Here is a 23,913-nt window from a genome sequence, read left to right as displayed (position 1 = left end):
ATGCCCCCCGAGCCAGTGATGGAGACCCGCGGTCTCAACGTCTTCTACGGCGACTTCCACGCCGTGCACGACGTCTCGCTGTCGTTCGGCAAGCACGAGATCACGGCGCTCATCGGGCCCTCCGGCTGCGGCAAGTCGACCGTGCTGCGCTGCCTGAACCGGATGAACGACCTCGTCACCGGCGCCCGGGTCGAGGGCCAGGTCACCTACCACGGCAAGAACATCTACGACCGTGGCGTCGACCCGATCGCCGTACGCACCAACATCGGCATGGTCTTCCAGAAGCCCAACCCGTTCCCGAAGTCGATCTACGACAACATCGCCTACGGCCCGCGGGTCACCGGCATGAAGGTCGACAACATGGACGACCTGGTCGAGCAGGCGCTGCGCGGCGCCGCGCTGTGGGACGAGGTCAAGGACAAGCTCAAGCAGTCGGCGTACGGCCTCTCCGGCGGTCAGCAGCAGCGGCTCTGCATCGCGCGCACCATCGCGACGAAGCCCGACGTGATCCTGATGGACGAGCCGTGCTCGGCGCTGGACCCGATCGCGACCGCGCGCATCGAGGACCTGATGCTCGAGCTGCGCGACGACTTCACGATCATCATCGTCACCCACAACATGCAGCAGGCGGCCCGCGTCTCCGACCGGACGGCGTTCTTCACCGCGAAGGCCGACGAGACGACGGGCAACCGGACCGGGCTGCTCGTGGAGTTCGACCGGACCAAGTCGATCTTCTCCTCGCCCAGGGACAAGCGCACCGAGGACTACATCTCTGGTCGCTTCGGCTGATGCACGATGACCGGAGCACTCGGAAGTGAGCAGTTCCCCTCAGATGTGCCAGCCGACTACCTGACCCCGAGCCCGTCCCGGACGGTCGTCGCACGGGTCGACCAGCGTTGGGCGGAGACGACGGGCGCGCACCTGCTCGTCGTCGACCCCGACATCGACGGCACGAGCCTGCGCAACGACCTGGCCGCCCGGGGCGTGCACACGACGGTGACGAGCTCGACCACGGACGCGCTGGTGGAGTACGGGCGCTGCCACTCGACCGCCGTCATCGTCGCGCCCACCGCCGCCGGGGTGGTGCCGGTCGAGTTCGTCGAGACCATCAGGCGCTTCGGCAGCCCGTTCGTGGTCGCGGTCCTCGACCGGGCCGACGACCCGTGCGCGGGCGACCTGATGCGCGCCGGCAGCAGCGCCGTGATCGAGCGGCCCTACGACGGCGCGACGGTCTGGAAGCTGCTCCAGGGCTCGAGCCACGCCCTCGACGGGCAGGCCCGGGTCTCCTTCGGCCCGATCGAGCTCGACGCCCGCGCCTTCACGGTCACGGTGCGCGGGGAGCGGCTCCAGGACCTCCCGCTCAAGGAGTTCGAGCTGCTGCGCAGCCTCATGTACCGCGCGCCGGAGGTCATGTCGAACGACGAGCTGCGGCTCGCCGTCTGGGGTGCCCACGGCGGCCAGATCCCGGACAACACCCTCGCCGTACACGTGGCGCGCCTGCGCAACCGGCTCCAGGGCACCGCCCGGATCCGCCGCATCCGCGGTCGCGGCTACGCCCTCATCCTCGACTGAGGGGGCGGCAGCCTGAGCGTCGGGATCCCCGGTGGGCCGGGGATCCCGACGCCGGCCGCACGCCCGAAATGCGCTGACCCGGCAGAGGATCTCTGCCGGGTCAGCGCGTCGTTCGAGACGGGTCGCTCAGAAGGCGGACTCGTCGAGGTCCATCAGTGCGAGGTCGGTGGACTCGGCCAGGACCCGCTCGGCGGAGATCTTCGGCAGCACGTTCTGGGCGAAGAACTGCGCGGCCGCGACCTTGCCCTCGTAGAAGGACTTGTCCTTGCCCGGGTCGCCGCCGAGCTTCTCGAGGGCGACCTCGGCCTGGCGGAGCAGCAGCCACGAGCAGACCACGTCACCGAGCACCATCAGCAGGCGGCTGGTGTTGAGGCCGACCTTGTAGATGTTGCGCACCTCGTCCTGGGCGGACATCAGGTCGTTGATCATGTGGCCGACGATCGCCTGGGCGTCGTCGAGGGCGGTGGCGAGCAGCTCGCGCTCGACCTTGAGACGACCGTTGCCGGCCTCGCTCTCGACGAACGCCTTGATCTCGCCGGCCAGGTGGCCGAGCGCGCTGCCCTGGTCCTTGACGATCTTGCGGAAGAAGAAGTCCTGGCCCTGGATCGCGGTCGTGCCCTCGTAGAGCGTGTCGATCTTCGCGTCGCGGACGTACTGCTCGATCGGGTACTCCTGCAGGAAGCCGGAGCCGCCGAAGGTCTGCAGCGACTCGGTGCCGAGCAGCACCCACGAGCGCTCCGAGCCGTAGCCCTTCACGATCGGCAGCAGCAGGTCGTTGACCTTCTCGGCCAGCTCGTCGCGCTCGCCCGCGTGCTCGGCCAGCATGACCTTGTCCTGCCACGTGGCGGTGTAGAGCACGAGCGCGCGCATCGCCTCGGCGAACGACTTCTGCGTCATCAGCGAGCGGCGTACGTCGGGGTGGTGCGTGATCGTCACGCGCGGAGCGGTCTTGTCGGCCGACTTGCTGAGGTCGGCGCCCTGCACGCGCTCCTTGGCGAACTCGAGCGCGTTGAGGTAGCCGGTCGACAGCGTCGCGATGGCCTTGGTGCCGACCATCATCCGGGCGTTCTCGATGACCTGGAACATCTGCGCGATGCCGTTGTGCACCTCGCCGAGCAGGTAGCCGACGGCCTTCTCGCCGCCGCCGACACCGGGGTCGCCGAAGGTGAGCTCGCAGGTGTTGGACACCTTGATGCCCATCTTGTGCTCGACGTTGGTGACGTAGGCGCCGTTGCGCTCGCCGAGCTCACCGGTCTCGAGGTCGAAGTGGTACTTCGGGACGATGAAGAGGCTCAGGCCCTTGGTGCCCGGTCCGCCGGCGCCCTCGACGCCCACGGGGCGGGCCAGCACCATGTGGATGATCTGGTCGCTGAGGTCGCCCTCGGCGGAGGTGATGAAGCGCTTGACGCCCTCGATGTTCCAGGTGCCGTCGTCGTTCGGGGTGGCCTTGGTGCGGCCGGCGCCCACGTCGGAGCCCGCGTCGGGCTCGGTGAGCACCATCGTGGTGTTCCAGCCCTTGTCGACGACGAGCTGGGCGATCTGGCGGTCGCGGTCGGTGCCGTTGCGGTGCAGCACGCCCGCGAACATCGGGCCGGCGCCGTACATCCAGATGGCCGGGTTGGCGCCCAGCACCAGCTCGCCCATCGCCCAGCAGATGCTGGACGGTGCGGGGGTGCCGCCGAGCTCGGCGAACGTGGTGAGGCGCCAGTACTCGGCGTCCATCCAGGCCTGGTAGCTCTTCTTGAACGACTCCGGCAGCGGCGCCGTGTTGGTCTGGGGGTCGAAGACCGGCGGGTTGCGGTCGGCGTCGACGAACGACTCGGCGAGGTCCTCGCGGGCCAGCCGGTCCACCTCGGCGAGGATCTCGCGGGCGGTCTCGGCGTCGACCTCGGCGAACGGTCCGGTGCCCAGCACCTCGTCGCGGCCCAGCACCTCGAACAGGTTGAACTCGATGTCGCGGATGTTGCTCTTGTAGTGGCTCACAGCCCCACCTTCAGCCTTGGATCTCCGAGAAGCCTCGGACGAATACTCGTCGGTAACTTCCATCGTACGTACCCGTCAGTAACCCTGCAACCGGAACCCCCAAACCTCACAGGCGACTTCGCTCACCCGGTTGACTCCGCTCTCCTTGGCAATAACCATAAGATCGATAGACATTGACGACGAAGGGGGCGGGTGATGCGCAAGCTGGTGATCCTGGCCCTCGTCGGCCTGGCGGCACAGCTGGTCGACGGCTCCCTCGGCATGGGGTACGGCGTCACGTCGGCCACCCTGCTCGTCGCCGGGGGCATGGGACCGGCCGCGGCGTCCGCGGCCATCCACTTCTCCGAGATCGCCACCTCGCTCGCCTCGGGCGCCTCGCACGCGGCGTTCGGCAACGTCGACTGGCGCACGGTCGCCATCCTGGCCTGCCCGGGATTCGTCGGGGCGTTCGCGGGCGCGACGTTCCTCTCCAGCCTGGACGGCGACGCGGTCCGGCCGGTGGTGGCCGTGATCCTGCTGGCGCTGGGCGGCTACGTCACCTGGCGGTTCCTGTCGCTGCGGCGGCTGGAGTTCCGGGGCCGTCCCTCCGCGCGGCTGCTGGCGCCGATCGGGCTCGTCGCCGGTGGGCTCGACGCCGTGGGTGGCGGCGGCTGGGGCCCGGTCGGGACCACGACCATGCTGTCGTCGGGGCGACTCGAGCCGCGGCGGGTCGTCGGATCGGTCGACACGGCCGAGTTCGTGGTCACTGTGGGCGCGTCGCTCGGGTTCCTGCTCGCACTCGGTCGCGACGGCATCGAGTGGGCCGCCGCGGGGGCGCTGCTCGTCGGCGGCCTGGTCGCGGCGCCGGTGGCCGCGCTGCTGGCGCGCCACCTGCCGCCGCGCGTGCTGGGCGTCTGCGCCGGCGGGCTGATCGTGCTGACCAACCTGCGCACGCTCGCCGACGTCGCCGGGCTGTCGGCGATCAACACCGGGCTGATCGCTGCCGTCGTGTTCACGCTCTGGGTGCTGTGGGTGTCCTACGCGATCAAGCTCGAGGCCGCCGAACGGGCGGGCAGCGACGACCCGCTCGACCAGGTCCGCGCACACCTGCCTCTCTGAGCGAGCCGGCGCCCCGGCGTACCGACCAAGATCGAGTGAACAAGTCGATACATCTGACACACTTGACCCATGCGAGTTTCCGCCAAGTCCGACTACGCCCTCCGTGCGCTGATCGAGATGGCCTCGCGTGAGGACGGTCGGGCGGTGAGCGCCGAGGAGCTCGGGCGGCGTCAGGAGATCCCGCACGGCTTCCTCCAGGCGATCCTCGCCGACCTGCGCCGCGCCGGCGTCGTGATGTCCCAGCGCGGACAGTCCGGCGGCTGGCGGATGGGCCGCTCGGCCGCCGAGGTGTCGGTCGCCGACGTGATCCGTGCCGTCGACGGCCCGCTGGTGTCGGTCTACGGGCTCCGCCCCGAGGCCGTCACCTACAACGAGACCGCCGAGGTGCTCCAGCATGTCTGGATCGCGGCGCGCGACTCGCTGCGGGAGGTCTTCGAGCAGGTGTCGATCCAGCAGCTCGCCGACGGGCAGCTGCCCGACGCCGTCACCTCGCGGACCGCCCGCGAGGAGGCCTGGCAGCCGCACTGACGCTGCCGCGCTGACACAGCCGCCGGCGATCAGGCGTCGGCCAGGCGTCGCTTGAGCTTGCGCCGCTTCTTCTCCAGCTTCGCGTTGAGGTCGGCGAGCGCCTGACCCTGCTCGCGCAGCCGCGCGACCTCGATCAGCGTGGCCGAGAGCAGCGCCGAGGTCCACCACAGCTGCTCCTCACCCGCCGTGGGTGCGTCGGCGCCGAGCTCGCGCCCGGTGGCATGGGCCAGCGACTGGACGAGGTACGCCGGAAGGCCCGGCTCCGGGAGCTCCAGCCGGCTCGCGTCGAAGCCGACGAGGTCGCCCAGCGCCCCCCAGATCCACGCACGCGGCTCGGCGTGCATCGGTACGACGAGCACGTGCACGCGGTCCGCGCTGCCGACCGCGTTCGCCCACCGCTTCGTCAGGTCGTCGAGCTCGTGTCGCTCGGCGTCGGCCCGCCGGGCCGTGATGACGACGTGCGTCTCGAGGCCGTCGAGGGTGTCGAGCAGGAGGGCCGCCTGGTCGGCGGTGCAGGCCGCGAGCAGCTCCTGGCTGAGGAGGACCGGTCCGTCGCTCTTGCGGGTGCGGCGACAGATCTCGGCCCACGTGCCCTCGACGTCGCGGCGGCCGCGGCCCCAGGCCTTGTGGTCGCGGCGGATCTCGACCGCCGCGTGGAACATCTCGTCGTCTGTCTCCACCGGGTGGTGCACGCCCATCCCGGACAGCGCCGCCGCGTGGGCGAAGAGCGCCGTCTCGACGAAGCCACCGCCGCTGCCGGGGAGTCCGATGTGCAGGTACGCCGTACGTCGCGCCATGCCGCCACCGTGGCAGGCGTCGGCGGCTCCGGGGTGAACGCCGGGTGAAGGCCCGGGACACTAGAACAGGTTCCAGTTCCGGCCTAGGATGCCGGACATGATCACCTCCGACGCCATCACGTGGAACGCGCCGAACGACGACCACCCGGCGCGCGCGGCCTCGCAGCGGTCCTACTCCGCCGTGGCGAAGGGCGACCTCGCCGAGTGGCTGACCGTCTATGCCGAGGACGCGGTCATCGAGGACCCGGTCGGGCCGTCGATGTTCGACCCGGAGGGTGCGGGCCACCGCGGCCACGAGGGCATCTCGGCGTTCTGGGAGAAGGCGATCGCGCCCATCGCGAAGTTCGAGTTCGACATCATCGACTCCTTCGCCAACCCGGGCAGCAACACGTGCGCCAACATCGGTCGCATCAAGACGTCCTTCCCCGACGGCAGCCACACGACGACCGAGCTGATCATGGTGTACGTCGTGCACGACGACGGCCGCGTCGCGTCGATGAAGGCCTACTGGGAGCCCGAGCGCACGATGGCGAGCTTCACGAAGGCCTGACGCCTACGCCGCTGCGTGCCGCGCGCACCACTCGACGAGGGGGCGCAGCGCGCGCCAGTCGTCGCGGACCAGGTCGAGCACCTCGGGGGTGTGGATCACCGGCTCGAAGCCGAGCTGGTGGCCGGCGGTCAGCGACCGGTGGCGGAGCAGCTCGATGCGTGGGTGATCGGCGTCGTACCCGCGCGGGCTGGTCTTGAGGCGGTCGCCGCCGATCTCGAAGCCCTTCTTCGCCAAGGCGCGCAGGATCTTCTCGAGCTCGGGGCCGAAGCGGTCGTGGGCGACGGCCTCGCGGAACGCCGCCAGCCGCGGGCCGCTCGCCTCGTAGAACCCGCCGCCGGTGCGCACCCCGCGCGGCGAGACCTCGACGTACCAGCCCGTCGACTCGCCGACCCGCACGAACGCGCCCTGGTGGGTCTTGTACGGCGTCTTGTCCTTCGCGAACCGGACGTCGCGGTAGGGCCGGAACACCTTCGCGCTCCGCCCATCCGGGGCGAACTCCGGGGCCAGCGCCTCGCAGAGCGCCTCCATCGGGCGGCGCACCGAGTCGGTGTAGACCGCCTTGTGCTGCTCCCAGAACGACTTCGTGTTGTCGACCTCGAGGTCGTCGTAGAAGTCGAGCGCCGCCACGGGGAATCCGGTGAAGCCGTCCGTCACCCGGCCAGCCTAGAGGTCGGCCGTGACCTGCTCGTCGCCCGACGACGTGCGGGCGGTGACGGTGATCGCGTCGCCGCCGCAGCGCGGCGGCTCGAGGAACGCCTGGCCCTCCGGCGACTCGTAGACGACCTGGGCGCCGGCGTCGACCGTCCACCGCACCAGCGTGGCCGGCTCGCCCTGCTGCTGCGGGTCGCGCACGAAGTACGCCGCGCCGGCGCACTCGACCAGGCTGCCGGCGACCCCCGAGCCGAGGTCGACGTACTCGTCTCCGACGCCGGCCTGGAAGCGGGCCTCCTCGATGCGCTGCTCGCGTGGGATCTCGGACCAGATCGCGCCGCCGTCGAGGGCGACGCCCTCCCAGCCCTTGCAGTCGGCCACGCCCGGGAACGGCGTGAGCTCTCCGTCGTCGACCGTCACGACGGTGCGGCACGACGGCCGCGAATCGTCGAACGTCAGCAGCGAGAGGCCGGCGTCGGACAGGTGCGCGGTGCTGAAGCCCTGTCGCTCGGGCGCGCACCAGGTCACCTCCGACTCCTGGGACTCGAGGTCGACCTCGGCGAGGCAGTAGGCGCCGTCCTGCACGGTCGCGTGCACGAGGCTGTCGTCACCGAGCGCCCACGTGCCGCCGTTGGTCGTGGGTACGTCGGACGTCCCGTCGAGCGTGAACGAGTCGCCGGACGAGAGGTCGGTGACGGTGGCCCGCCCGGGCTGCTGCTCGGTCTCCTCGTGGAGCACGACGACAGCCCAGTCCTCGTCGAGCAGGGCGTCGCTGACTCGCCAACCGGGGCCGGCTCCCTCGCCCGCCCCCGAGTCGCCACCGGACAGCTCCCACGAAGCGCCGTCCTCGGCGACGGTGAGCGTCCACTCGCCGTTGCGCGTGACGGGGTCGTCGACCGGTCCCTCGAGGGGGCGCCAGTCGAGCTTGCCGGCGCTGGCCGGTGGCGCGGCGGTCGCCGGACCGGGTTCGTCGGTCCCGGCGTCGGACGCGCACCCGGCGAGCGGGAGCAGCAGCGCGGCGGCTGCGACGTACCGGACTCGCATCAGACCCCCACGTTGTGGAAGGGGTGTGCCTGGTTGGCGCGGTAGCTCTTGTAGGCCTGCCGCCACTGGACACGGGCGATGTAGGGCTCGGAGGGGTCGAAGCGCTGCTGGTTCCACGGCTCGAAGTAGCCGAGCAGCAGGGGCCGCCGCCCGTGCTTGTCGTAGCCGCGGCCGACCTGGAAGTGCCCGGAGGCGTCGCCGGCCAGGTAGGGGTAGTACTCGTCGCGCAGCACGGGGTGGAGCACGACGGGCGCGCGGTAGTCGTGGATGTGCCGCATCATCAGCAGTCTCCACTGCCCGAAGCTCCAGTCGCCGACGTCGAGGGTGATGTACTGCCCGGCGCGCCGGGGCCGGTCGTAGCCGGTGTACCGGTTCACGGCCCGCACCATGTCGGTGATCGAGGTGCCGTCCCTCGTGGTGTTGAGGTGGCGGGCCCAGAAGCGCTGCGGCCGCACGCGGTCCTCCCAGCCCCAGCCGATCGCCTGCATCGTGGTGGGGCCGCACCAGTAGGTGCGGTTCTGCTCGCGCGCGTGGCGCCAGTTGAGGATCTTGGACTTGCGCGGGTAGTCGCCGGTCGACCGGCGGGCCACGCCGGCGGCGGCCGTGGCGCGGGCCTCCGGGTGGCGGGCGAGGAAGCCGCGGGGGAGCGGGACACCCTGGAACTCGTGGCGCAGCAGCCAGACCTTCGCGACCGCCTGCGCGGCCTCCGTCAGCTCGGCCCGCTCGGCGGCCGCCCGCTCGCCCGGGGACATGCTCGCGAGGCGGTCGAGGGCAGCGGCGGCGTCGAGGTCGCCGGTGGAGGTGGTGGTCGCCCGGGCGCGGTCCGCCTCGCGGGCGGCCTCCTCGACGCGGTCGCGTACGGCGTCCTCCGTGTCCCGGGTCCAGCCGACGCCGAGGCAGTAGCGCTGTCCGTCGAGCTCGGCGCAGCGCACCGCCTCGACTGCGGCGAGGCCGGCCTTGGTGCCGGGTGCGCCGATGCGGCGACCGGCCGCCACGACGCGGTCGATCTCGGCCTGCATCTCGCGGGTCACCCGGGACGGACCGGCCGCGTTCGCCGGCAGCACCCGGCCCTCCGCCGTACCGCCCTCGTCCTCCCCGGACGGGCGGATCGCGCCGTCGGGGTGGTCCTCACCCCGCGGGACGAACGGGGCCAGGGCGAGCAGGAGCGCCAGTGCGGCGATGCCGACGACGATCCAACGGGGGCGGGACATGCGGACCTCGAGACCGTGCGGGGAAGCTGGGTCGCTCCACACTGTCACCGTGCGTCACTAGTCTAGTCAAGTTGCACACCAGTCACAGGCGTCACGCGGGTCTGTCGTCGAGACACGCAGAACGGCCCCCCAGAACAGAGTTCTGAGGGCCATTTGGGGTGTCTCGGCGAAAGCTGGAGCGGATGACGAGGCTCGAGCTCGCGACATCGACGGTGAGCAGAGTGTCGCGCTCGTGAGCGCGGCCTGCCTCGGGTGCTGGGGCGGATGACGAGGGTCGAGCTCGCGACATCGACGTTGAGCGGAGTGTCGCGCTCGGGAGCGCGGCCTGCCTCGGGTGCTGGAGCGGATGACGAGGCTCGAGCTCGCGACATCGACGTTGAGCAGAGCGTCGCGCTCGGGAGCGCGGCCTGCCTGCGGTGCTGGAGCGGATGACGAGACTCGAACTCGCGACATCGACCTTGGGAAGGTCGCGCTCTACCAACTGAGCTACATCCGCAACGACCCTGCTGACGCTGGGGTCGCCGGAATACTAGTCGATGGGCGCGAGCGTGGGGCGCTTCGGGTCGAGCCCGTCGCCGGAGGAGCGGCCGGTGAGCCGACGGTGCACCCACGGGATCGCCATGCCGCGCACCCAGGCGATGTTCTCGCGGCGCTGCTCGGCCTTGCTGAGCGGCGGCCGGTCGGTCAGCGGCAGCGCCTCGAGGTCGTGGGGTACGCCGAGGGTGTCGAGCACCTCGATCGCCATCCGCTGGTGGCCGGCGGGGCCGAGGTGCATCCGGTCGGCGTCCCAGTAGCGCCAGTCGCGGTACTCGCGCATGGTCCAGAAGTCGACGACGGTGGCGCCGTGGCCGCGGGCGCTCGTGCGCACCAGCTCGTTGTAGAGGGCGAACCGCCCGCGCAGCGGCCGGTAGATCGCCGAGCCGCCCGGGTCGAACGCCGTGAACACGACCAGTCGCGCGCCGGTGGCCGCGAGCCGGCCGAGCGCCGCGTCGTACCGCTCGACGATCCCGTCGAGGTCGACCTTCGGTCGCAGGATGTCGTTGGCGCCGGCGTAGACCGTCACCAGGTCGGGCTCGAGCGCGATCGCCGGCTCGAGCTGCTCGTCGAGGATCGCCGGCAGCTTGCGGCCGCGGATCGCGAGGTTGGCGTAGCCGAAGGACGGGTTGTCGCGGCCGAGCACTGCGGCGGCCCGGTCGGCCCAGCCGCGCAGGCCGTTGGGGCGCGTGGGGTCGGGGTCGCCGACGCCCTCGGTGAAGGAGTCGCCGATCGCGACGTACCGCTGGAAAGTCACGACGACATTGTCCCGGTGGCGACGTCGCCGCCACCGGTAGGGTGCCAGCGTGCTGCTGTCAGATCGCGACATCACGGCCGAGATCGACGCGGGCCGCATCGCCCTCGAGCCCTACGACCCCGGCATGCTGCAACCGTCGTCGATCGACGTGCGGCTGGACCGGTTCTTCCGGGTGTTCGAGAACCACAAGTACCCGCACATCGACCCCGCGGCGGACCAGTCCGACCTGACCCGGGTCGTGGAGCCGGAGGGCGACGACCCGTTCATCCTGCACCCGGGCGAGTTCGTGCTCGGCTCGACGTACGAGGTCGTGACGCTGCCCGACGACATCGCCGCGCGCGTGGAGGGCAAGTCGTCCCTGGGGCGGCTCGGGCTGCTGACGCACGCGACCGCCGGGTTCGTCGACCCCGGGTTCTCCGGGCACGTGACACTGGAGCTGGCGAACGTCGCGACCCTGCCGATCAAGCTCTACCCGGGCATGAAGATCGGGCAGTTCTGCTTCTTCCGGCTGTCCTCGCCGTCGGAGCACCCGTACGGCTCGGAGAAGTACGGCTCGCGCTACCAGGGCCAGCGCGGGCCGACGCCCTCGCGGTCCTTCCAGAACTTCCACCGGACGCAGATCTAGCGTCGAGGTGAAGTTAGGCTAGCCTTACCTGGTGACCGCGACCCAGCACAGCCTCCCCATGATCGTCGACCACGTCGAGGTCGTGCGGGTGGACCGGCTCTCCCCGTCCTTCGTCCGGATCGAGCTCGGCGCCCCGTGCCTCGAGCACTTCGGGGTCGAGGGGCAGCCGCTGTACGACCAGCGGATCAAGCTCGTCTTCCCGGGTGTCCCGGGCGGGCCCCCGCCGTCGTTCGAGGGTGCCGACGAGTCGTGGTTCGAGACCTGGCTCTCGCGACCGGAGGAGGAGCGCGGCCACATGCGCACCTACACCGTGCGCGATGTCGTGGGCGCGGGCCCCGACACCCGCCTGGTCGTCGACATCGTGGTGCACGACGACGAGCACGGCGAGCAGGGCCCGGGCTGCGCCTGGGCCGGCGTGGTCGCGGTCGGCGACCGCCTCGCGCTGATGGGCCCGCGCCGCGGCGAGTTCTACGGCGGGATCGAGTTCGCCCCCGGCGCGGCGGGCCGCCTGCTGCTCGCCGGCGACGAGACCGCGGTGCCGGCGATGTGCGCGATCCTCTCCCAGCTGAGCTGGGACGCCGTCGGGGCGGCCTTCCTCGAGGTGCCCACCGCCGCCGACGTGCAGACCGTGCAGCACCCTGAGGGGGTCCAGGTGATCTGGCTCCCCCGCGAGGGTGCCGCCCACGGCGACCTGCTGCGGCCCGCGGTGCTCGAGCACCTCGACGCTCCCTTGGGCGACGCGGTCGTGACCGGCGACGACGAGATCGATCCCGACCTGTGGGAGACCCCGACGTACTCCTCCTCGGGCGAGGACGTCGCGGCGACGGAGCCGGTGACCGGCTCCGGGAACCACCTCGACGACCTCTACGCCTGGATCGCCGGCGAGTCCGGTGTCGTCACCGGCCTGCGCCGCGCCCTGGTCAAGGACCTCGGCGTCGACCGTCGCCAGGTGGCCTTCATGGGTTACTGGCGCCGCGGCGTGGCAATGAGGTCCTGATCGCTAGTTGTCCACCCGGTCGGCCAGGCGGCGCAACCGTTGGGCGAGCAGGTGGCGGTGGGCGGTCGCGGGGACCTTGGGGGTGCTCGCGCGGGCGATGCGCTCGGCGATCTGCTGGCGGTTGATCTCGCTGTCGAGGCTGCTGATGCCGTACTCCATGACGATGCTCCTCTGCTGATCGGTGCGTGAAGGCGAGGTGCTCAGACCTCGGCGAGGACGATGTCGCCGCTGACCGTCCGGGCCCGGATCTCGACGTGGTCGCCGCCGGGCTCGGGCCGGCCGGCGCCGGTGAGGTTCGAGCGGATGTCGCCGGTGACGGTCGAGATGTCGGTCCACACGGGGACGCCCGCGGGTACGCCGACGCGGACGTCGCCCGAGGCGCCCTTGGCGCTGACCCGGCCGCGGTGGGCACGGGACACGACCAGGTCGCCCGACCCGGTGGTGAGGGAGACGTCGTGGGCCGCGTCCGCGACCTCGAGGTCTCCGGACCCGGTCTTCACGACCGTCTGGCCCCCGGCGCTGACGACCCGGACGTCGCCGGACCCGGTCGAGATCGACGTGACGCCGGCGGCGTCCCGGATGACGACGTCGCCGGAGCCGCTCTTGATCTTGACCGCGTCCTGGGCGTCGCCGATGCGGACGTTGCCGGATCCGGTCTCTGCGAGCAGGGGCCCCGTCGCGGCCTCGACCTGGGCGTCACCGGAGCCGCTCTTGATGTGCCCGGTGCCGATGGTCCCGGCCACCGCGATGTCGGCGCTGCCGGTGCGCAGGATGACGTCGCTGCCGGTCGGGACCGTGATGCGTACGTCGAGGCGCGAGTCGCCCCCGAACAGGCCGCCGCGGCGGGGCGCGACGACGCTGATCTGGCGGCCGTCCTGGTGCACCTCCACCTGGTCGGCGTCACGCCCGGAGATCTCGACGTGCGTCTGCTCCGTCTCGGTCGCGGTGACGTCGACGCGGCCCTTGCCGATCTCGGTGAGCAGGGCGACGGGTTCGTAGGTGTCGAAGTGGTGCTCGGTCATCGTGTCTCTCCTGCGTGAGGGTGTGTTCGTCCGCGGGGCCGGCGGCGCCGGTCCCGGAGTGGGTTGGGGAGGAGGCCGGGCTACACCCAGCCGGACATCCGCTTGCCGGGGCGCTTGCCACCGAACGGGTCGTTGCCGAGGAAGGGGATGCTCGAGAGGTCGATGTCGACGTTGATGGCGCTCTCGCCGCGGGTCGCGCTGCGGACGACGTTGACCAGCCAGGTGTTGAGCGAGTGGCCGGAGCGGGCGGCGAGCTCCTCGGCCTTGGTCTTCACCGACTCGGGGATGCGGAGGGTGATGCGGGCGACGCCGCCCTCCTCCTCGGCCTCCTCCGCGGTCGGCGGCACCGGGGCCGCGGGCGGCGCGGGCGGCGAGGGCGGGGCGGGCGGCGCGTGCACGGCGAACTCGAGCTCGCGACCGTTGAGGCGTACGTCGACGCCGCCCTCGGGGAGCTCGGCCGTGATCTCGGCGGCCGCCTGCGAGATGGCCTCCATCAGGGCCAGCCGGGCAGCGGGGTCGAGCGCGAACGCGAGGCGGTCGGTGACCTCCCGGGCCTCCGGCCCGGCCGCATCGGCGGCGGCGAGCAGGTCGCGTCGCAGGCTCTCGACGTACGGCGTGATGTCCATGCGCACCACCCTGACATCACCGTGATGTCATGTCAAGCATCAAGTGATGTCACGTGACGTCATCGTCTGCAACGCGCGGGCGCACGCGTGTTTGTGCCGGAAGACGGCTGGGCACGGGATTCGGTGGTCCATCCGGATATACGCCACCGGATCGGTGTGAGAGGCACGGTGCATGTCGAGTCCGAGCGTGATGGCCAGCACCATCATCGACGCGCAGTTCGTCGACTACCTGATGATCTTCCTGTACTTCGCGGTCGTGCTGGGCATCGGACTGCTCGCACGTCGGCAGATCTCGGACTCCCTCGACTTCTTCCTGTCGGGCCGCTCGCTGCCGGCGTGGGTCACCGGGCTGGCGTTCATCTCCGCCAACCTCGGCGCGGTCGAGATCATGGGCATGTCCGCCAACGGGGCCGAGTTCGGCCTGCCGACCGTCCACTACTTCTGGATCGGCGCGATCCCGGCGATGCTCTTCCTCGGCGTCGTGATGATGCCGTTCTACTACGGCTCCAAGGTCCGCTCGGTGCCGGAGTTCATGTACCGACGGTTCGGCACCGGCGCCCACCTGGTCAACGCGATCTCGTTCGCGGTCGCGCAGCTGCTGATCGCGGGCATCAACCTCTACCTGCTGGCGAGCATCGTGCACGCGCTGCTCGGCTGGCCGCTCTGGGTGGCGCTCATCGTCGCTGCCGTGATCGTGCTGTCCTACATCACCCTCGGTGGCCTGAGCGCCGCGATCTACAACGAGGTGCTGCAGTTCTTCGTCATCGTGGCCGCCCTGCTGCCGCTCACCCTGCTGGGCCTGCACCGGGTCGGCGGGTGGGACGGCCTCAAGGACGGTGTCACCAGTGCAGCCGATGCCAACCCCGACACCGTCGCGCCTGCCGCGGACCAGCTGAACTCCTGGCCCGGCTCCGCGCTGACCGGCTTCTCCTCGGACATCTGGTCGGTCGTCGGCATCGTCTTCGGCCTCGGGTTCGTGCTGTCCTTCGGCTACTGGACGACGAACTTCGTCGAGGTGCAGCGGGCGATGGCGTCCGACTCGATCTCCTCGGCCCGCAAGACGCCGATCATCGGCGCCTACCCGAAGATGTTCGTCCCGTTCATCACGATCCTGCCCGGCATGATCGCCGCGGTCCTGGTCTCGGAGATCGCGGACGTGAAGGCGGGTGAGGCGGTCCCCGGCGGGGCGTCCGGTGAGGGCGTGGCCTTCAACGACGCGCTGCTGTACCTGATGCGCGACCTGTTGCCGAACGGACTGCTGGGCGTCGCGATCGCGGGTCTGCTGGCGGCGTTCATGGCCGGCATGGCGGCGAACGTCTCGGCGTTCAACACCGTCTGGAGCTACGACCTCTGGCAGCGGTACGTCGTGAAGGAGCGCAGCGACCAGTACTACCTGGTCGTGGGTCGGATCGCGACGGTGGCCGCGGTCATCATCGCCATCTTCACCGCTGGCCTCGCGTCGAACTACTCGAACGTCATGGACTACCTGCAGACGCTGTTCGGGTTCTTCAACGCGCCGCTCTTCGCCACGTTCATCGTCGGCATGTTCTGGCGGCGGATGACGCCGACCGCCGGATGGGTCGGCCTGGTCGGTGGCACCCTGGCCGCCGTCTTCGTCGGCATCGCCAGCGAGGACGCGCTCGGCTCGCTCAGCCAGGGCTGGATCGGCATCTCCGGCCAGGGCGCGTCGTTCGTGGCCGCGGGCGCGGCGTTCGTCGTCGACGTGGTGCTGAGCGTCGTGATCTCCCTGGTCACGAAGCCCAAGCCGGCCGAGGAGCTGCGCGGGCTGGTCTACTCGGAGACTCCCAAGGAGGATCTGGTGGATCCGGCCGAGGCGTCCCGTCCGTGGTACCAGCGCACGCTGCCGCTCGCCGGTGTCGCGCTGGTCATGGTCATCATCCTGAACGTGATCTTCTGAGGAGACCGACATGCCACGAAGCCAGAACACCGCCGGGATCTTCGACATCCGCAACATCATCGGCGGCCTGATCGGCGTCTACGGGATCATCCTGCTCGCCATGGGCCTCTTCGGCGACAGGGAGCTCGAGAAGACGGACGGCGTCAACGCCAACCTCTGGGCGGGTCTGGCCATGGCCGTCTTCGGCGCCGCGTTCATCGCGTGGGCGTGGTTGCGACCGGTCCGGGTCCCGCATGACCCGGATGACGCAGCAGGCCCGGGCGATCAGGACGCCGGGTAGAGCGCGACCGCCTCGACGCGGCCGGCCCGGTCGCGGTAGAGCTCGACCCGCAACGGACACCCGCTGCGGTCGGCCGACCACACGAGCACGGCGATCGCGTCCGACGTGCTCGCGACCGCCGGTGCGGGGACGCCGCAGCGCCCCACGCCCTCGGTCACGTCGACGACCCGGATCGCGGGCACGGCGTACGACAGCGGGTGCACCCGGACCAGTGACACGTCCTCGGCCGCCTGCGCGACCGGCGCGAGCACGCCCGCCGCGTCCCAGCTGTCGCGGTCCGTGGCCTCGGTCGCGGTGATCACGAACCGCTGGTTGTCGCCGGGGTAGACGAACACGCGGTCGGCGTACGCCGGCGCGGGCCAGCGGCCCAGCGCGAAGTCGAGCCACTGCCACGCGAGCTCCCGGTCGACGTAGTTCGTCAGGCAGGTGACGTCCGCCGGGATCGCGGTGAAGACCGTGACCCGGTCGCCGCGCTCGTACGCCGTGCCGGGCGGCGGGTTCGTGCCGACGACCCGGTCCCGGACCTCGCACGACTGGAACGGCTGCAGCTCGACCTCCAGACCACGCTCGCGGAGGTAGCGCTCGGCGGTCGCCCCGTCGAACGCGAACAGGGACGGGATCTGGTCCGCCTGCAGGTGGTCGTCGGGCGGCGGGTCGGGGCGGATGAGCGCGATGGCAACTCCGACCACCGCCGCTGCGGCGAGCACCGCCACCGCGACGGCCGGCCAGCGCCGGCCGTGGCTGCGCCTCTCGCGGCCCAGGACGGTGTCACGGAGCTCCGCCCGCACCAGGGGGTCGGGGTCGTCCGCGCGCCGGACCTGCCGCTCGAGACGGGCCAGCAGGGCGTCGACGACGGCGGGCGCCTCCTCGGCAGGTACGCCGAGCTCCTCGGCGTCGCGCAGCAGTGAGTGCCAGCGCGCGTCGCGGTAGTCGCCGGCATCCATGGCAGCTCCTGTTCGGAGCCGACGTTACGCCCGGCCGATGAACGGGTCGTGCGCCTGACGACGCGCCATGGCGCGGGCTCGGGCACACGACCCGCTGCTGCGGGTCTCAGAGGTCGAAGAGCGAGCCCGACTCGTGGATGTCCACGTCGGTCTTCGGCTGGTGCGCCTCGCCGCTCGGCTTCGGCTGGGCCTTCTCCTCCGCCTCCGGCTCCGGCTCTTCCTCCGCCTCCGGTTCGACCTCAGCCTCGTCCTCGGCGGCCTCCGTCGCGGCCTGGCTGAGCGCCACCGGATCCGGCTTGCCGCTGTCGGCGGGCTCGGGTGCCGGCTCGGGCTCGGGCTCGGGTGCTGCCTCGGTCTTGGCCTCCGGCTCGGGTGCCGCGATGTCGAAGAGGGAACCGCCGGATCCGAGATCGACTGCGGGCTCCTCCTCGGCTTCGGGGGTCTCGACGGGCTCGGGAACCGGCTCCGGCTCGGGGGCCGGCTCGGGCTCGGGCGCTGCCTCGGTCTTGGCCTCCGGCTCGGGTGCCGCGATGTCGAAGAGGGAACCGCCGGATCCGAGGTCGGCCGCCGGCTTCTCCTCGGCTTCGGGGGTCTCGACGGGCTCGGCCGCCGGCTCGGGCTCGGGCTCGGTCTTGGCCTCCGGCTCTGGTGCCGCGATGTCGAAGAGGGAACCGCCGGATCCGAGGTCGGCCGCCGGCTTCTCCTCGGCCGCGGGGGTCTCGACGGGCTCGGCCACCGGCTCCGGCTCGGGCGCCGGTGCGGGCTCGTCGGCCGCGATGTCGAAGAGCGAACCGCCGGACGCGGCGGGCTTCTCGGGCTCGGCCGCCGGCTCGGGCGCCTCTGCCGGTGCGGTCTCCGTCTCCGGCTCGGCACCGCCCAGGTCGAACAGCGACCCACCGGACGAGGGCTTCTCGGCTGCGGGGGTCTCGACAGGCTCGACCGTCGGCTCGGGCTCCGCGGCCGGAGCCGGCTCGTCGAACATCGAGCCCGCGTCGTCGAAGAGCGACGACCCGCCGCTGGCCTTGGCGGCCGGGCCGGCGTCGGCGGTGTCGACGACGGTGTCGTCGGTGATCGTCTCGTCGCCGGCCTCGGGCTCGGCCTTCGTCTCGACCGGGGCGGCAGCGGGGGCAGCGGCTGCGGCCGAGCCGGGAGCCAGCTTGGTCGCCATCTCGCCCTTCACCGACGCGAGCAGCATCTGCGCGACGTCGAGGACCTCGACCTCCTCGCGAGCCTCGCCGGCCGCCTGCTGCGCGGTGAGTCCGTCGGACAGCATCACCCGGCAGAAGGGGCAGCCGACCGCGATCTGGTCGGCGCCGGTGCCGACGGCCTCCTTGGTGCGGTTGACGTTGATCCGCTCGCCGAGCCGCTCCTCCATCCACATGCGGGCACCGCCGGCGCCGCAGCAGAAGGACCGCTCCGAGTTGCGCTCCATCTCGACGTACTCCGCACCGGGCAGCACCTGGAGCAGCTCGCGCGGCGGCGAGTAGACGCCGTTGTGGCGGCCGATGTAGCAGGGGTCGTGGTAGGTGATCGACCGCTTGTGGGCGCCCGCTCCGTCGGACACCGTGGTCAGCTTGCCCTCGCGCACGAGACGGTTCAGCAGCTGGGTGTGGTGCACGACCTCGAGCTCGACGCCGAACTCCTTGTACTCGTTGCGGAGCGTGTTGAAGCAGTGGGCGCAGGTCGAGACGACCTTCTTGACCTTGTACTCCTTGAAGGTCTCGGCGTTCTGCTGCGCGAGGCCCTGGAACACGAACTCGTTGCCGGCGCGACGGGCCGGGTCACCGGTGCAGGTCTCGCCGTTGCCGAGCACGCCGAAGGAGACGCCGGCCAGGTCGAGCAGCTCGGCCACCGCGCGGGTGGTCTTCTTGGCGCGGTCCTCGTAGGCGCCGGCGCAGCCGACCCAGAACAGCCAGTCGACTTCGTCAAGCGACTCGATCGAGTCGCCGACGACCTTGACCTCGAACGGCAGGTCCTTGGCCCAGTCCATGCGGGCCGAGGCCGACATGTTCCACGGGTTGCCCTTGTTCTCCAGGCCCTTGAAGAGGCCGTTGAGCTCCGCGGGGAAGTTCGACTCCACCAGGATCTGGTAGCGCCGCATGTCGACGATGTGGTCGACGTGCTCGATGTCGACCGGGCACTGCTGCACGCAGGCGCCGCACGACGTGCATGACCACAGCACGTCCTCGTCGATGACGAAGTCGCCGTCGGCGGGGTTGTAGAACCAGTCGAGCACCTCGGTGCCCGCCCCCGCGGAGGCCTCGGCGTCCGTCTTGCCGACGAGCGCCTTCGGCTCCGTGCCCGCCGGCGCCGCCGCGTGAGCGTACGCCGCCTCGCGCATGCCCATCACGAGCAGCTTCGGCGACAGCGGCTTCTCGGTGTTCCAGGCCGGGCACTGCGACTGGCAGCGACCGCACTCGGTGCAGGTCGTGAAGTCGAGGATGCCCTTCCAGGAGAAGTCGTCGATCGTGCCGACGCCGAGCTTCGCGTCCTCGTCGAGGTCGTCGATGTCGTCGAGCGAGATCGCCTTGCCGTCGGACGTCAGCGGCTTGACCGCACCTAGCGCCGTCCGGCCGGAGGCCTCGCGCTTGAACCAGATGTTGAACCAGGCCGTGAAGCGGTGCCAGGCGATGCCCATCGTCAGGTTGCGGGCGATGACGATGAGCCACACCATCGCAAGCGCGATCTTGAACATCGCGACGACGTAGATGATGTTCTCGAGGCTGCCGGGGGTCGCGGGGTAGAGCGCGTCGCCGAGCCACGAGGCGATCGGGTAGTGGCTGCGCCCGGCGGACTCGTCGAGTCGCCACTCCGCGCCACGGACGAAGAGGATCGCGCTGCCCTCGAGCAGCGCGGCGTACTCGACGAAGTAGGCCTGCCACTGCGTCGAGCCGTAGAAGCGGCTGTCCCGGCCCAGGTTCCGGGGGTGCTTCATCTGGCGGTAGACGATCAGCACGACGATGCCGATCGTGCTCAGCAGGCCGATGAGCTCACTGAACCACTCGTAGGGGTACCAGTGGCCGACGATCGGCCAGGCGAAGTCGGGCTGGAAGAGCTGGAAGTACGCCGCCGCGACGGCCGTGCTGAGGAAGATGAACGCCGCGAAGACGAACCAGTGCATGACACCGATCCACGTCCACTGGAGCATCCGCGTGTGGCCCACGGTCTCCTTCAGCATCGTGAGCGTCCGCGCGAGGGGCTGGTCGCTGCGACCCGTCGCCGGCTGGCCGATCCGGATCACGCCCAGCATCTTGCGAACCGCGGGCACCAGGATCGCGAGCGTGACCGCGGTGAGCCCAAGGCTGACGACGATGGCGAAGATCTGCATGTAGCGGGACTCCCTCGGTGGCGGCAGTCGGGCGAACGCCGTACGGCGCCCGGTGGAGCCTATGCCCCGCACTCCACGACGTCAGTCCCCGACGAGACGTGAGAAGGATCCTACCCGCAGGTAACTTCGGGCCGCCGCTCGCCTGCCGGGACCGCGGTCCCGGGTTCGGGACCGCGGGCCCGGAGTTCCCGGCCCGCCTGGGCGTGCGGCCTCAGGTGACGGGACGCGTCCGCATCGGATCGTCGCCGTGGTGGCGCGACGGTCGCCGCCACGGGAGGGGTGGACGAGATGCGGATGGCACTCGGGATGGCCGTGATGGTGCCGTCGATCGCCGTGGCGGGGGTCGTGGCGACGCAGGCGGGCGGTCCATGGGGCGGCTCGTCGTCGGAGGGGACGACGAGCAGCAGCACGCCGAGCGCGGGCACCAGCGCGCGGCCGGGCGAGGACACCACGCCGGCGGCGGGAGACGGAGCGGATCAGCGCCGGTCCGAGCCGCGGGGATCGGGGGAGTGGCGCTTGGAGCGGAAGGCGCAGGACGGGGAGATCGACGCGTTCACGACCCGGACCAGCGACCTCGCGGGGGAGCCGATCGTCCTCAAGGTGTCGTCGACCGAGCCCAGCTACCGCGTCTCCGCCTACCGGATCGGGGCCTACCGGGGTGGTTGGGGGCACCTCGTGTGGCGCTCCGGTCCGGTGGCCGGGGAGGAGCAGGCACCTGCGACGTTCCGGCCGGCCGAGACCCGCACCGTCGTCGCCCCGTGGCGGCCGAGCCTGTCCATCGACACGGATGGGTGGCGTCCGGGCTACTACGTGCTGAAGCTGGAGACGTCGACGGGCTGGGACACCGTGGTGCCGTACGTCGTCCGCTCGGAGTCGGCCCGCGGCACGGTCGCGCTCGTCGCGCCGGTGACGACCTGGCAGGCGTACAACACGTGGGGCGGCCACAGCCTCTACGCGGGGCCGTCCGGTGACCGCCGCAGCTGGGCGGTCAGCTTCGACCGGCCGTACGACGGGCCGCCGGGGGCCAACGACTTCCGTCGGGCCGCGCTGCCGATCGTGGTGCGCGCGGAGTGGATGGGCGTCCCGTTGTCGTACTTCACCAACGTCGACCTGCACCTGCACCCGGAGGTGCTCCGCGGTGCCAGCGGCTACGCGTCGCTCGGGCACGACGAGTACTGGACGCCGTCCATGCGCGACACCGTCGAGCAGGCGCGGGACGCGGGCACCAACCTCGCGTTCCTCGGCGCCAACACGATGTACTGGCGGATCCGGCTCGAGGACGACTCCAGCGGCCCGGCCCGCACGGTCGTCGGCTACCGCAGCGACGCCCACCTCGACCCGGTCCGGGAGACCCGCCCGGCCGAGACGACCGGACGGTTCCGCGACGCTCCCGTGCCGCGAGCGGAGCACGGGGTCGTCGGGATGCAGTACGAGTGCTACCCGGTCGACACCGACTACGTGATCGTCTCTCCGCAGTGGTGGGGCTTCCGCGGGACCGGGCTCCGCGCCGGCGACCGGATCGTCGGCCTGGTCGGCCCCGAGGCGGACCGGGTCTACCCCGACGCGGCGTCGCCGAAGCGGCTCGAGGTGCTCAGCCACACGTCGTACGACTGCCGCGGCGTCACCACCACGACCCAGTCGGTCTACTACACCGTCCCGTCCGGGGCAGGCGTCTTCGCCGCCGGCACCCTGCGCTGGGGATGCGCGTTCATCGACGGGTGCGAGCACCCGCTCGGCCCGGACGCCCGGTCGTTCGTGCGGACGGTCACCGGCAACCTGGTGCGGGAGTTCGCGAAGGGCCCGGTCGGGGCACGTCATCCGGCCCGCCCGAACGTCGACCGGTTCGCCCTCCCGGTCACCAACTCGGTCGATGCGAGCTGAGACGGACGAGATGATCGTCGGCGATGATGAGGACCATGGCCCGCGGGTGGCGCTGCCACGGTCGGCGGGGTGCAGCCACGCGCCCCGCCCGTCACGGCGCGGTCGCCGCCGTGCTGCTCCTCGGCCTGCTCGCCGGCGGCTGCACGGGCGACGACGACCCCGGCCCGTCGACGACGTCCGAGGAACCGGTCGCCCTCCAGATCGAGACGGTCAGCGGTGCCGACCGGCTCGACCGCTCGACGCGGACCGACGTCGAGGAGCAGATCGGCGACGTGCTCTCGCAGTACGTCGTCGAGGGGTTCCTCGGCACCTACCCGCGCGGTGACTTCGTGCGTGCCTACGACTCCTTCACCGCGGGCCTGGTCCAGGACGCGGCCGCCGACCTCGACGTGCTCACCGCCGCATCGCTCGGCGACGCGGAGGCCGTGCGCGCGACCCGGCTCGACGCCCGCCTCTCCCTGCTGGCCGACGGCGACGCCGTGGTCGGCGCCAGCGCCGCGATCCGCTTCGGCTTCGAGGCCACGATGCCCGACGGCGAGACCCGTCCCTTCGCGCTGCGCGGGCGGCTGCTCCTCGAGCACCGGCGTGGCACCTGGTCGTTCTTCGGGTACGACGTGACCCGCAGCGGCGACTCCGCCGTTGCGGGAGAGGTCTCGTGATGCGCCGGGCGTGGCGGCACCTGGCCCGCGTGGCGGTGGTGCTCGCGGCGGTGGGGCTGGTCGTGCCCGCCTCGGGGGTGCACCCGGTGACGATCAGCCTGAGCAAGGTCGACTCGGTGAAGGAGGTCGACTTCGACGGGGGAACGGTCTGGCTGCTGCTGCTGGGATCGGATGCGCGGCCGGGCGAGGAGCTCGCGACCGAGCGCACCGACGCGATCCAGCTGGTCGGGATCGACCTCACGCGCGGCCGCGCGGCGGGCATCGGCATCCCGCGCGACGCCTGGGTGGACGTCCCCGGGGAGGGCCCCGGCCGGATCAACACGGTGCTGGCGGAGGCCGGTGCCGACGGTGTTGCCGACGTCGTGGAGACCGTCGTCGGGATCCGCGCCGACTACGTGCTGCTGACCGGGTTCGAGGGGTTCCGCGCCATGGTCGACGCGGTGGGCGGCGTCGACGTCCGCGTGGCTCAGGGGTTCTTCGACCCGGAGCTCGGACTGCGCGTGCACGAGGGCGTCAACAGCTTCGACGGCGAGGAGGCGCTGAGCTTCGCTCGCAGCCGGAAGACCTTCGGTGGCGGTGACTTCACGCGGTCCGCCAACCAGCAGGCACTGATGCTCGGGATCCTCCGCGACCTGGTCGCGCACGAGGACGAGCCCGGCTTCCTGGAGGGAGGGGCGCTGGCGGCGCTCACCGGGTTCGAGACCGCGCTGTCGCCGGTCGAGATCTACCGGCTGGCCCAGGCCGTCACCAAGGTGCGTCCCGACCGGGTCACCTCCTGCGTGCTGCCCGGGTCGCCGCGGACGACCAGCGCCGGCGCCGCGGTCATCGACCTGGACGCGGGCGCGGCGCAGGCGGTCGGCGCGGACGCCGCCGACGACGTACGACTCGAGCGCTGCCCCGGCTAGGTG

At 71.4% G+C, this 23,913-nt stretch carries 23 protein-coding genes and 1 tRNA gene; 12 read left to right on the top strand and 12 right to left on the bottom strand.

From position 1 onward, the window contains the following. Positions 1-789 carry a phosphate ABC transporter ATP-binding protein PstB gene (gene pstB, locus ACFQQI_RS13585; RefSeq protein WP_378565543.1) on the top strand — a complete coding sequence of 263 codons (789 nt, stop codon included), beginning with the start codon at positions 1-3 and terminating at the stop codon, positions 787-789. A 45-nt stretch (positions 790-834) separates the two neighbouring features. After that, on the top strand, positions 835-1,572 hold the full coding sequence (locus tag ACFQQI_RS13580; protein ID WP_378563988.1) for a winged helix-turn-helix domain-containing protein: 738 nt from the start codon (positions 835-837) through the stop codon (positions 1,570-1,572). Positions 1,573-1,698: 126 nt separating this feature from the next. Here ACFQQI_RS13580 and ACFQQI_RS13575 read toward each other — a convergent pair whose 3' ends face one another. Beyond that, positions 1,699-3,555: an acyl-CoA dehydrogenase gene (locus tag ACFQQI_RS13575; RefSeq protein ID WP_378563986.1), complete on the bottom strand. Its 1,857-nt coding sequence runs from the start codon at positions 3,553-3,555 to the stop codon at positions 1,699-1,701. A gap of 195 nt (positions 3,556-3,750) precedes the next feature. Here ACFQQI_RS13575 and ACFQQI_RS13570 point away from each other — a divergent pair, with 195 nt between their 5' ends. Both ACFQQI_RS13570 and ACFQQI_RS13565 read left to right on the top strand, forming a co-directional pair. Beyond that, positions 3,751-4,653, top strand: a complete 903-nt coding sequence (locus tag ACFQQI_RS13570; RefSeq protein ID WP_378563984.1) for a sulfite exporter TauE/SafE family protein — start codon at positions 3,751-3,753, stop codon at positions 4,651-4,653. 69 nt (positions 4,654-4,722) lie between these two features. After that, on the top strand, positions 4,723-5,181 hold the full coding sequence (locus tag ACFQQI_RS13565; RefSeq protein ID WP_378563982.1) for an RrF2 family transcriptional regulator: 459 nt from the start codon (positions 4,723-4,725) through the stop codon (positions 5,179-5,181). 29 nt (positions 5,182-5,210) lie between these two features. On the opposite strand, the gene ACFQQI_RS13560 is transcribed toward ACFQQI_RS13565, so the two are convergent. Next, positions 5,211-5,978, bottom strand: a complete 768-nt coding sequence (locus ACFQQI_RS13560) for a hypothetical protein (RefSeq protein ID WP_378563980.1) — start codon at positions 5,976-5,978, stop codon at positions 5,211-5,213. A gap of 97 nt (positions 5,979-6,075) precedes the next feature. On the opposite strand from ACFQQI_RS13560, the gene ACFQQI_RS13555 reads away from it, so the two are divergent. Then, complete coding sequence (locus tag ACFQQI_RS13555; RefSeq protein WP_378563978.1) at positions 6,076-6,528, top strand: nuclear transport factor 2 family protein; 453 nt, start codon at positions 6,076-6,078, stop codon at positions 6,526-6,528. 3 nt (positions 6,529-6,531) lie between these two features. Here ACFQQI_RS13555 and ACFQQI_RS13550 read toward each other — a convergent pair whose 3' ends face one another. From ACFQQI_RS13550 to ACFQQI_RS13530, 5 genes are all read right to left on the bottom strand, one after another. Next, on the bottom strand, positions 6,532-7,182 hold the full coding sequence (locus ACFQQI_RS13550) for a DUF2461 domain-containing protein (protein WP_378563976.1): 651 nt from the start codon (positions 7,180-7,182) through the stop codon (positions 6,532-6,534). 9 nt (positions 7,183-7,191) lie between these two features. After that, a complete protein-coding gene (locus ACFQQI_RS13545) occupies positions 7,192-8,223 on the bottom strand; it encodes a hypothetical protein (protein WP_378563974.1) in 1,032 nt (343 codons plus the stop codon). Continuing rightward, positions 8,223-9,434: a hypothetical protein gene (locus ACFQQI_RS13540; RefSeq protein ID WP_378563972.1), complete on the bottom strand. Its 1,212-nt coding sequence runs from the start codon at positions 9,432-9,434 to the stop codon at positions 8,223-8,225. The genes ACFQQI_RS13545 and ACFQQI_RS13540 overlap by 1 nt, the downstream gene beginning before the upstream one ends. 420 nt (positions 9,435-9,854) lie before the next feature. Continuing rightward, positions 9,855-9,930 (bottom strand) — tRNA-Gly (locus tag ACFQQI_RS13535). A gap of 33 nt (positions 9,931-9,963) precedes the next feature. Next, positions 9,964-10,725, bottom strand: a complete 762-nt coding sequence (locus ACFQQI_RS13530; RefSeq protein WP_378563970.1) for an SGNH/GDSL hydrolase family protein — start codon at positions 10,723-10,725, stop codon at positions 9,964-9,966. Positions 10,726-10,774: 49 nt separating this feature from the next. Between ACFQQI_RS13530 and dcd the strand changes: the two genes are divergently transcribed. Beyond that, the gene (gene dcd, locus ACFQQI_RS13525) at positions 10,775-11,350 is read left to right on the top strand and encodes a dCTP deaminase (protein ID WP_378563968.1); all 576 of its coding nucleotides are present in this window, start codon (positions 10,775-10,777) and stop codon (positions 11,348-11,350) included. Between the two features lie 31 nt (positions 11,351-11,381). Further along, positions 11,382-12,347 (top strand): siderophore-interacting protein, encoded by a 966-nt coding sequence (locus ACFQQI_RS13520; protein WP_378563966.1) that lies wholly within the window; start codon positions 11,382-11,384, stop codon positions 12,345-12,347. Between the two features lie 3 nt (positions 12,348-12,350). Here ACFQQI_RS13520 and ACFQQI_RS13515 read toward each other — a convergent pair whose 3' ends face one another. The 3 genes from ACFQQI_RS13515 to ACFQQI_RS13505 all read right to left on the bottom strand — a co-directional run bounded on the left by ACFQQI_RS13515 (position 12,351) and on the right by ACFQQI_RS13505 (position 13,995). Next, the gene (locus ACFQQI_RS13515; RefSeq protein ID WP_378563964.1) at positions 12,351-12,506 is read right to left on the bottom strand and encodes a hypothetical protein; all 156 of its coding nucleotides are present in this window, start codon (positions 12,504-12,506) and stop codon (positions 12,351-12,353) included. 41 nt (positions 12,507-12,547) lie between these two features. Then, positions 12,548-13,369, bottom strand: a complete 822-nt coding sequence (locus ACFQQI_RS13510) for a DUF4097 domain-containing protein (RefSeq protein WP_378563962.1) — start codon at positions 13,367-13,369, stop codon at positions 12,548-12,550. A gap of 80 nt (positions 13,370-13,449) precedes the next feature. Next, positions 13,450-13,995, bottom strand: a complete 546-nt coding sequence (locus tag ACFQQI_RS13505) for a pilus assembly protein HicB (protein ID WP_378563960.1) — start codon at positions 13,993-13,995, stop codon at positions 13,450-13,452. 187 nt (positions 13,996-14,182) lie between these two features. Here ACFQQI_RS13505 and ACFQQI_RS13500 point away from each other — a divergent pair, with 187 nt between their 5' ends. Further along, entirely contained in the window at positions 14,183-15,913 is a 1,731-nt protein-coding gene (locus tag ACFQQI_RS13500; protein ID WP_378565540.1) for a sodium:solute symporter family protein, read from the top strand. A 10-nt stretch (positions 15,914-15,923) separates the two neighbouring features. Further along, positions 15,924-16,193, top strand: a complete 270-nt coding sequence (locus tag ACFQQI_RS13495; protein WP_378563958.1) for a hypothetical protein — start codon at positions 15,924-15,926, stop codon at positions 16,191-16,193. Here ACFQQI_RS13495 and ACFQQI_RS13490 read toward each other — a convergent pair. Both ACFQQI_RS13490 and ACFQQI_RS13485 read right to left on the bottom strand, forming a co-directional pair. Then, entirely contained in the window at positions 16,178-17,137 is a 960-nt protein-coding gene (locus tag ACFQQI_RS13490) for a hypothetical protein (RefSeq protein ID WP_378563956.1), read from the bottom strand. The two genes, ACFQQI_RS13495 and ACFQQI_RS13490, sit on opposite strands and share 16 nt — an antisense overlap. Positions 17,138-17,243: 106 nt before the next feature. Then, a complete protein-coding gene (locus tag ACFQQI_RS13485; protein WP_378563953.1) occupies positions 17,244-20,465 on the bottom strand; it encodes a (Fe-S)-binding protein in 3,222 nt (1,073 codons plus the stop codon). Between the two features lie 294 nt (positions 20,466-20,759). Between ACFQQI_RS13485 and ACFQQI_RS13480 the strand changes: the two genes are divergently transcribed. Genes ACFQQI_RS13480 through ACFQQI_RS13470 form a run of 3 tightly spaced genes read left to right on the top strand, consistent with a single transcriptional unit; the run spans position 20,760 to position 23,910 of the window. Beyond that, positions 20,760-22,346 carry a N,N-dimethylformamidase beta subunit family domain-containing protein gene (locus ACFQQI_RS13480; RefSeq protein ID WP_378563950.1) on the top strand — a complete coding sequence of 529 codons (1,587 nt, stop codon included), beginning with the start codon at positions 20,760-20,762 and terminating at the stop codon, positions 22,344-22,346. Between the two features lie 23 nt (positions 22,347-22,369). Continuing rightward, entirely contained in the window at positions 22,370-23,005 is a 636-nt protein-coding gene (locus ACFQQI_RS13475; RefSeq protein ID WP_378563947.1) for a hypothetical protein, read from the top strand. Further along, positions 23,005-23,910, top strand: coding sequence for an LCP family protein (locus ACFQQI_RS13470; RefSeq protein ID WP_378563944.1), 906 nt, complete (start codon positions 23,005-23,007; stop codon positions 23,908-23,910). The genes ACFQQI_RS13475 and ACFQQI_RS13470 overlap by 1 nt, the downstream gene beginning before the upstream one ends. Positions 23,911-23,913: the final 3 nt, after the last annotated feature.

Source organism: Nocardioides sp. GCM10030259 (assembly GCF_042666375.1).
GTDB lineage: Bacteria > Actinomycetota > Actinomycetes > Propionibacteriales > Nocardioidaceae > Nocardioides.
The sequence above is the reverse complement of the archived record's forward strand: the minus strand, read 5'-3'. Positions and strand labels throughout refer to the sequence as shown.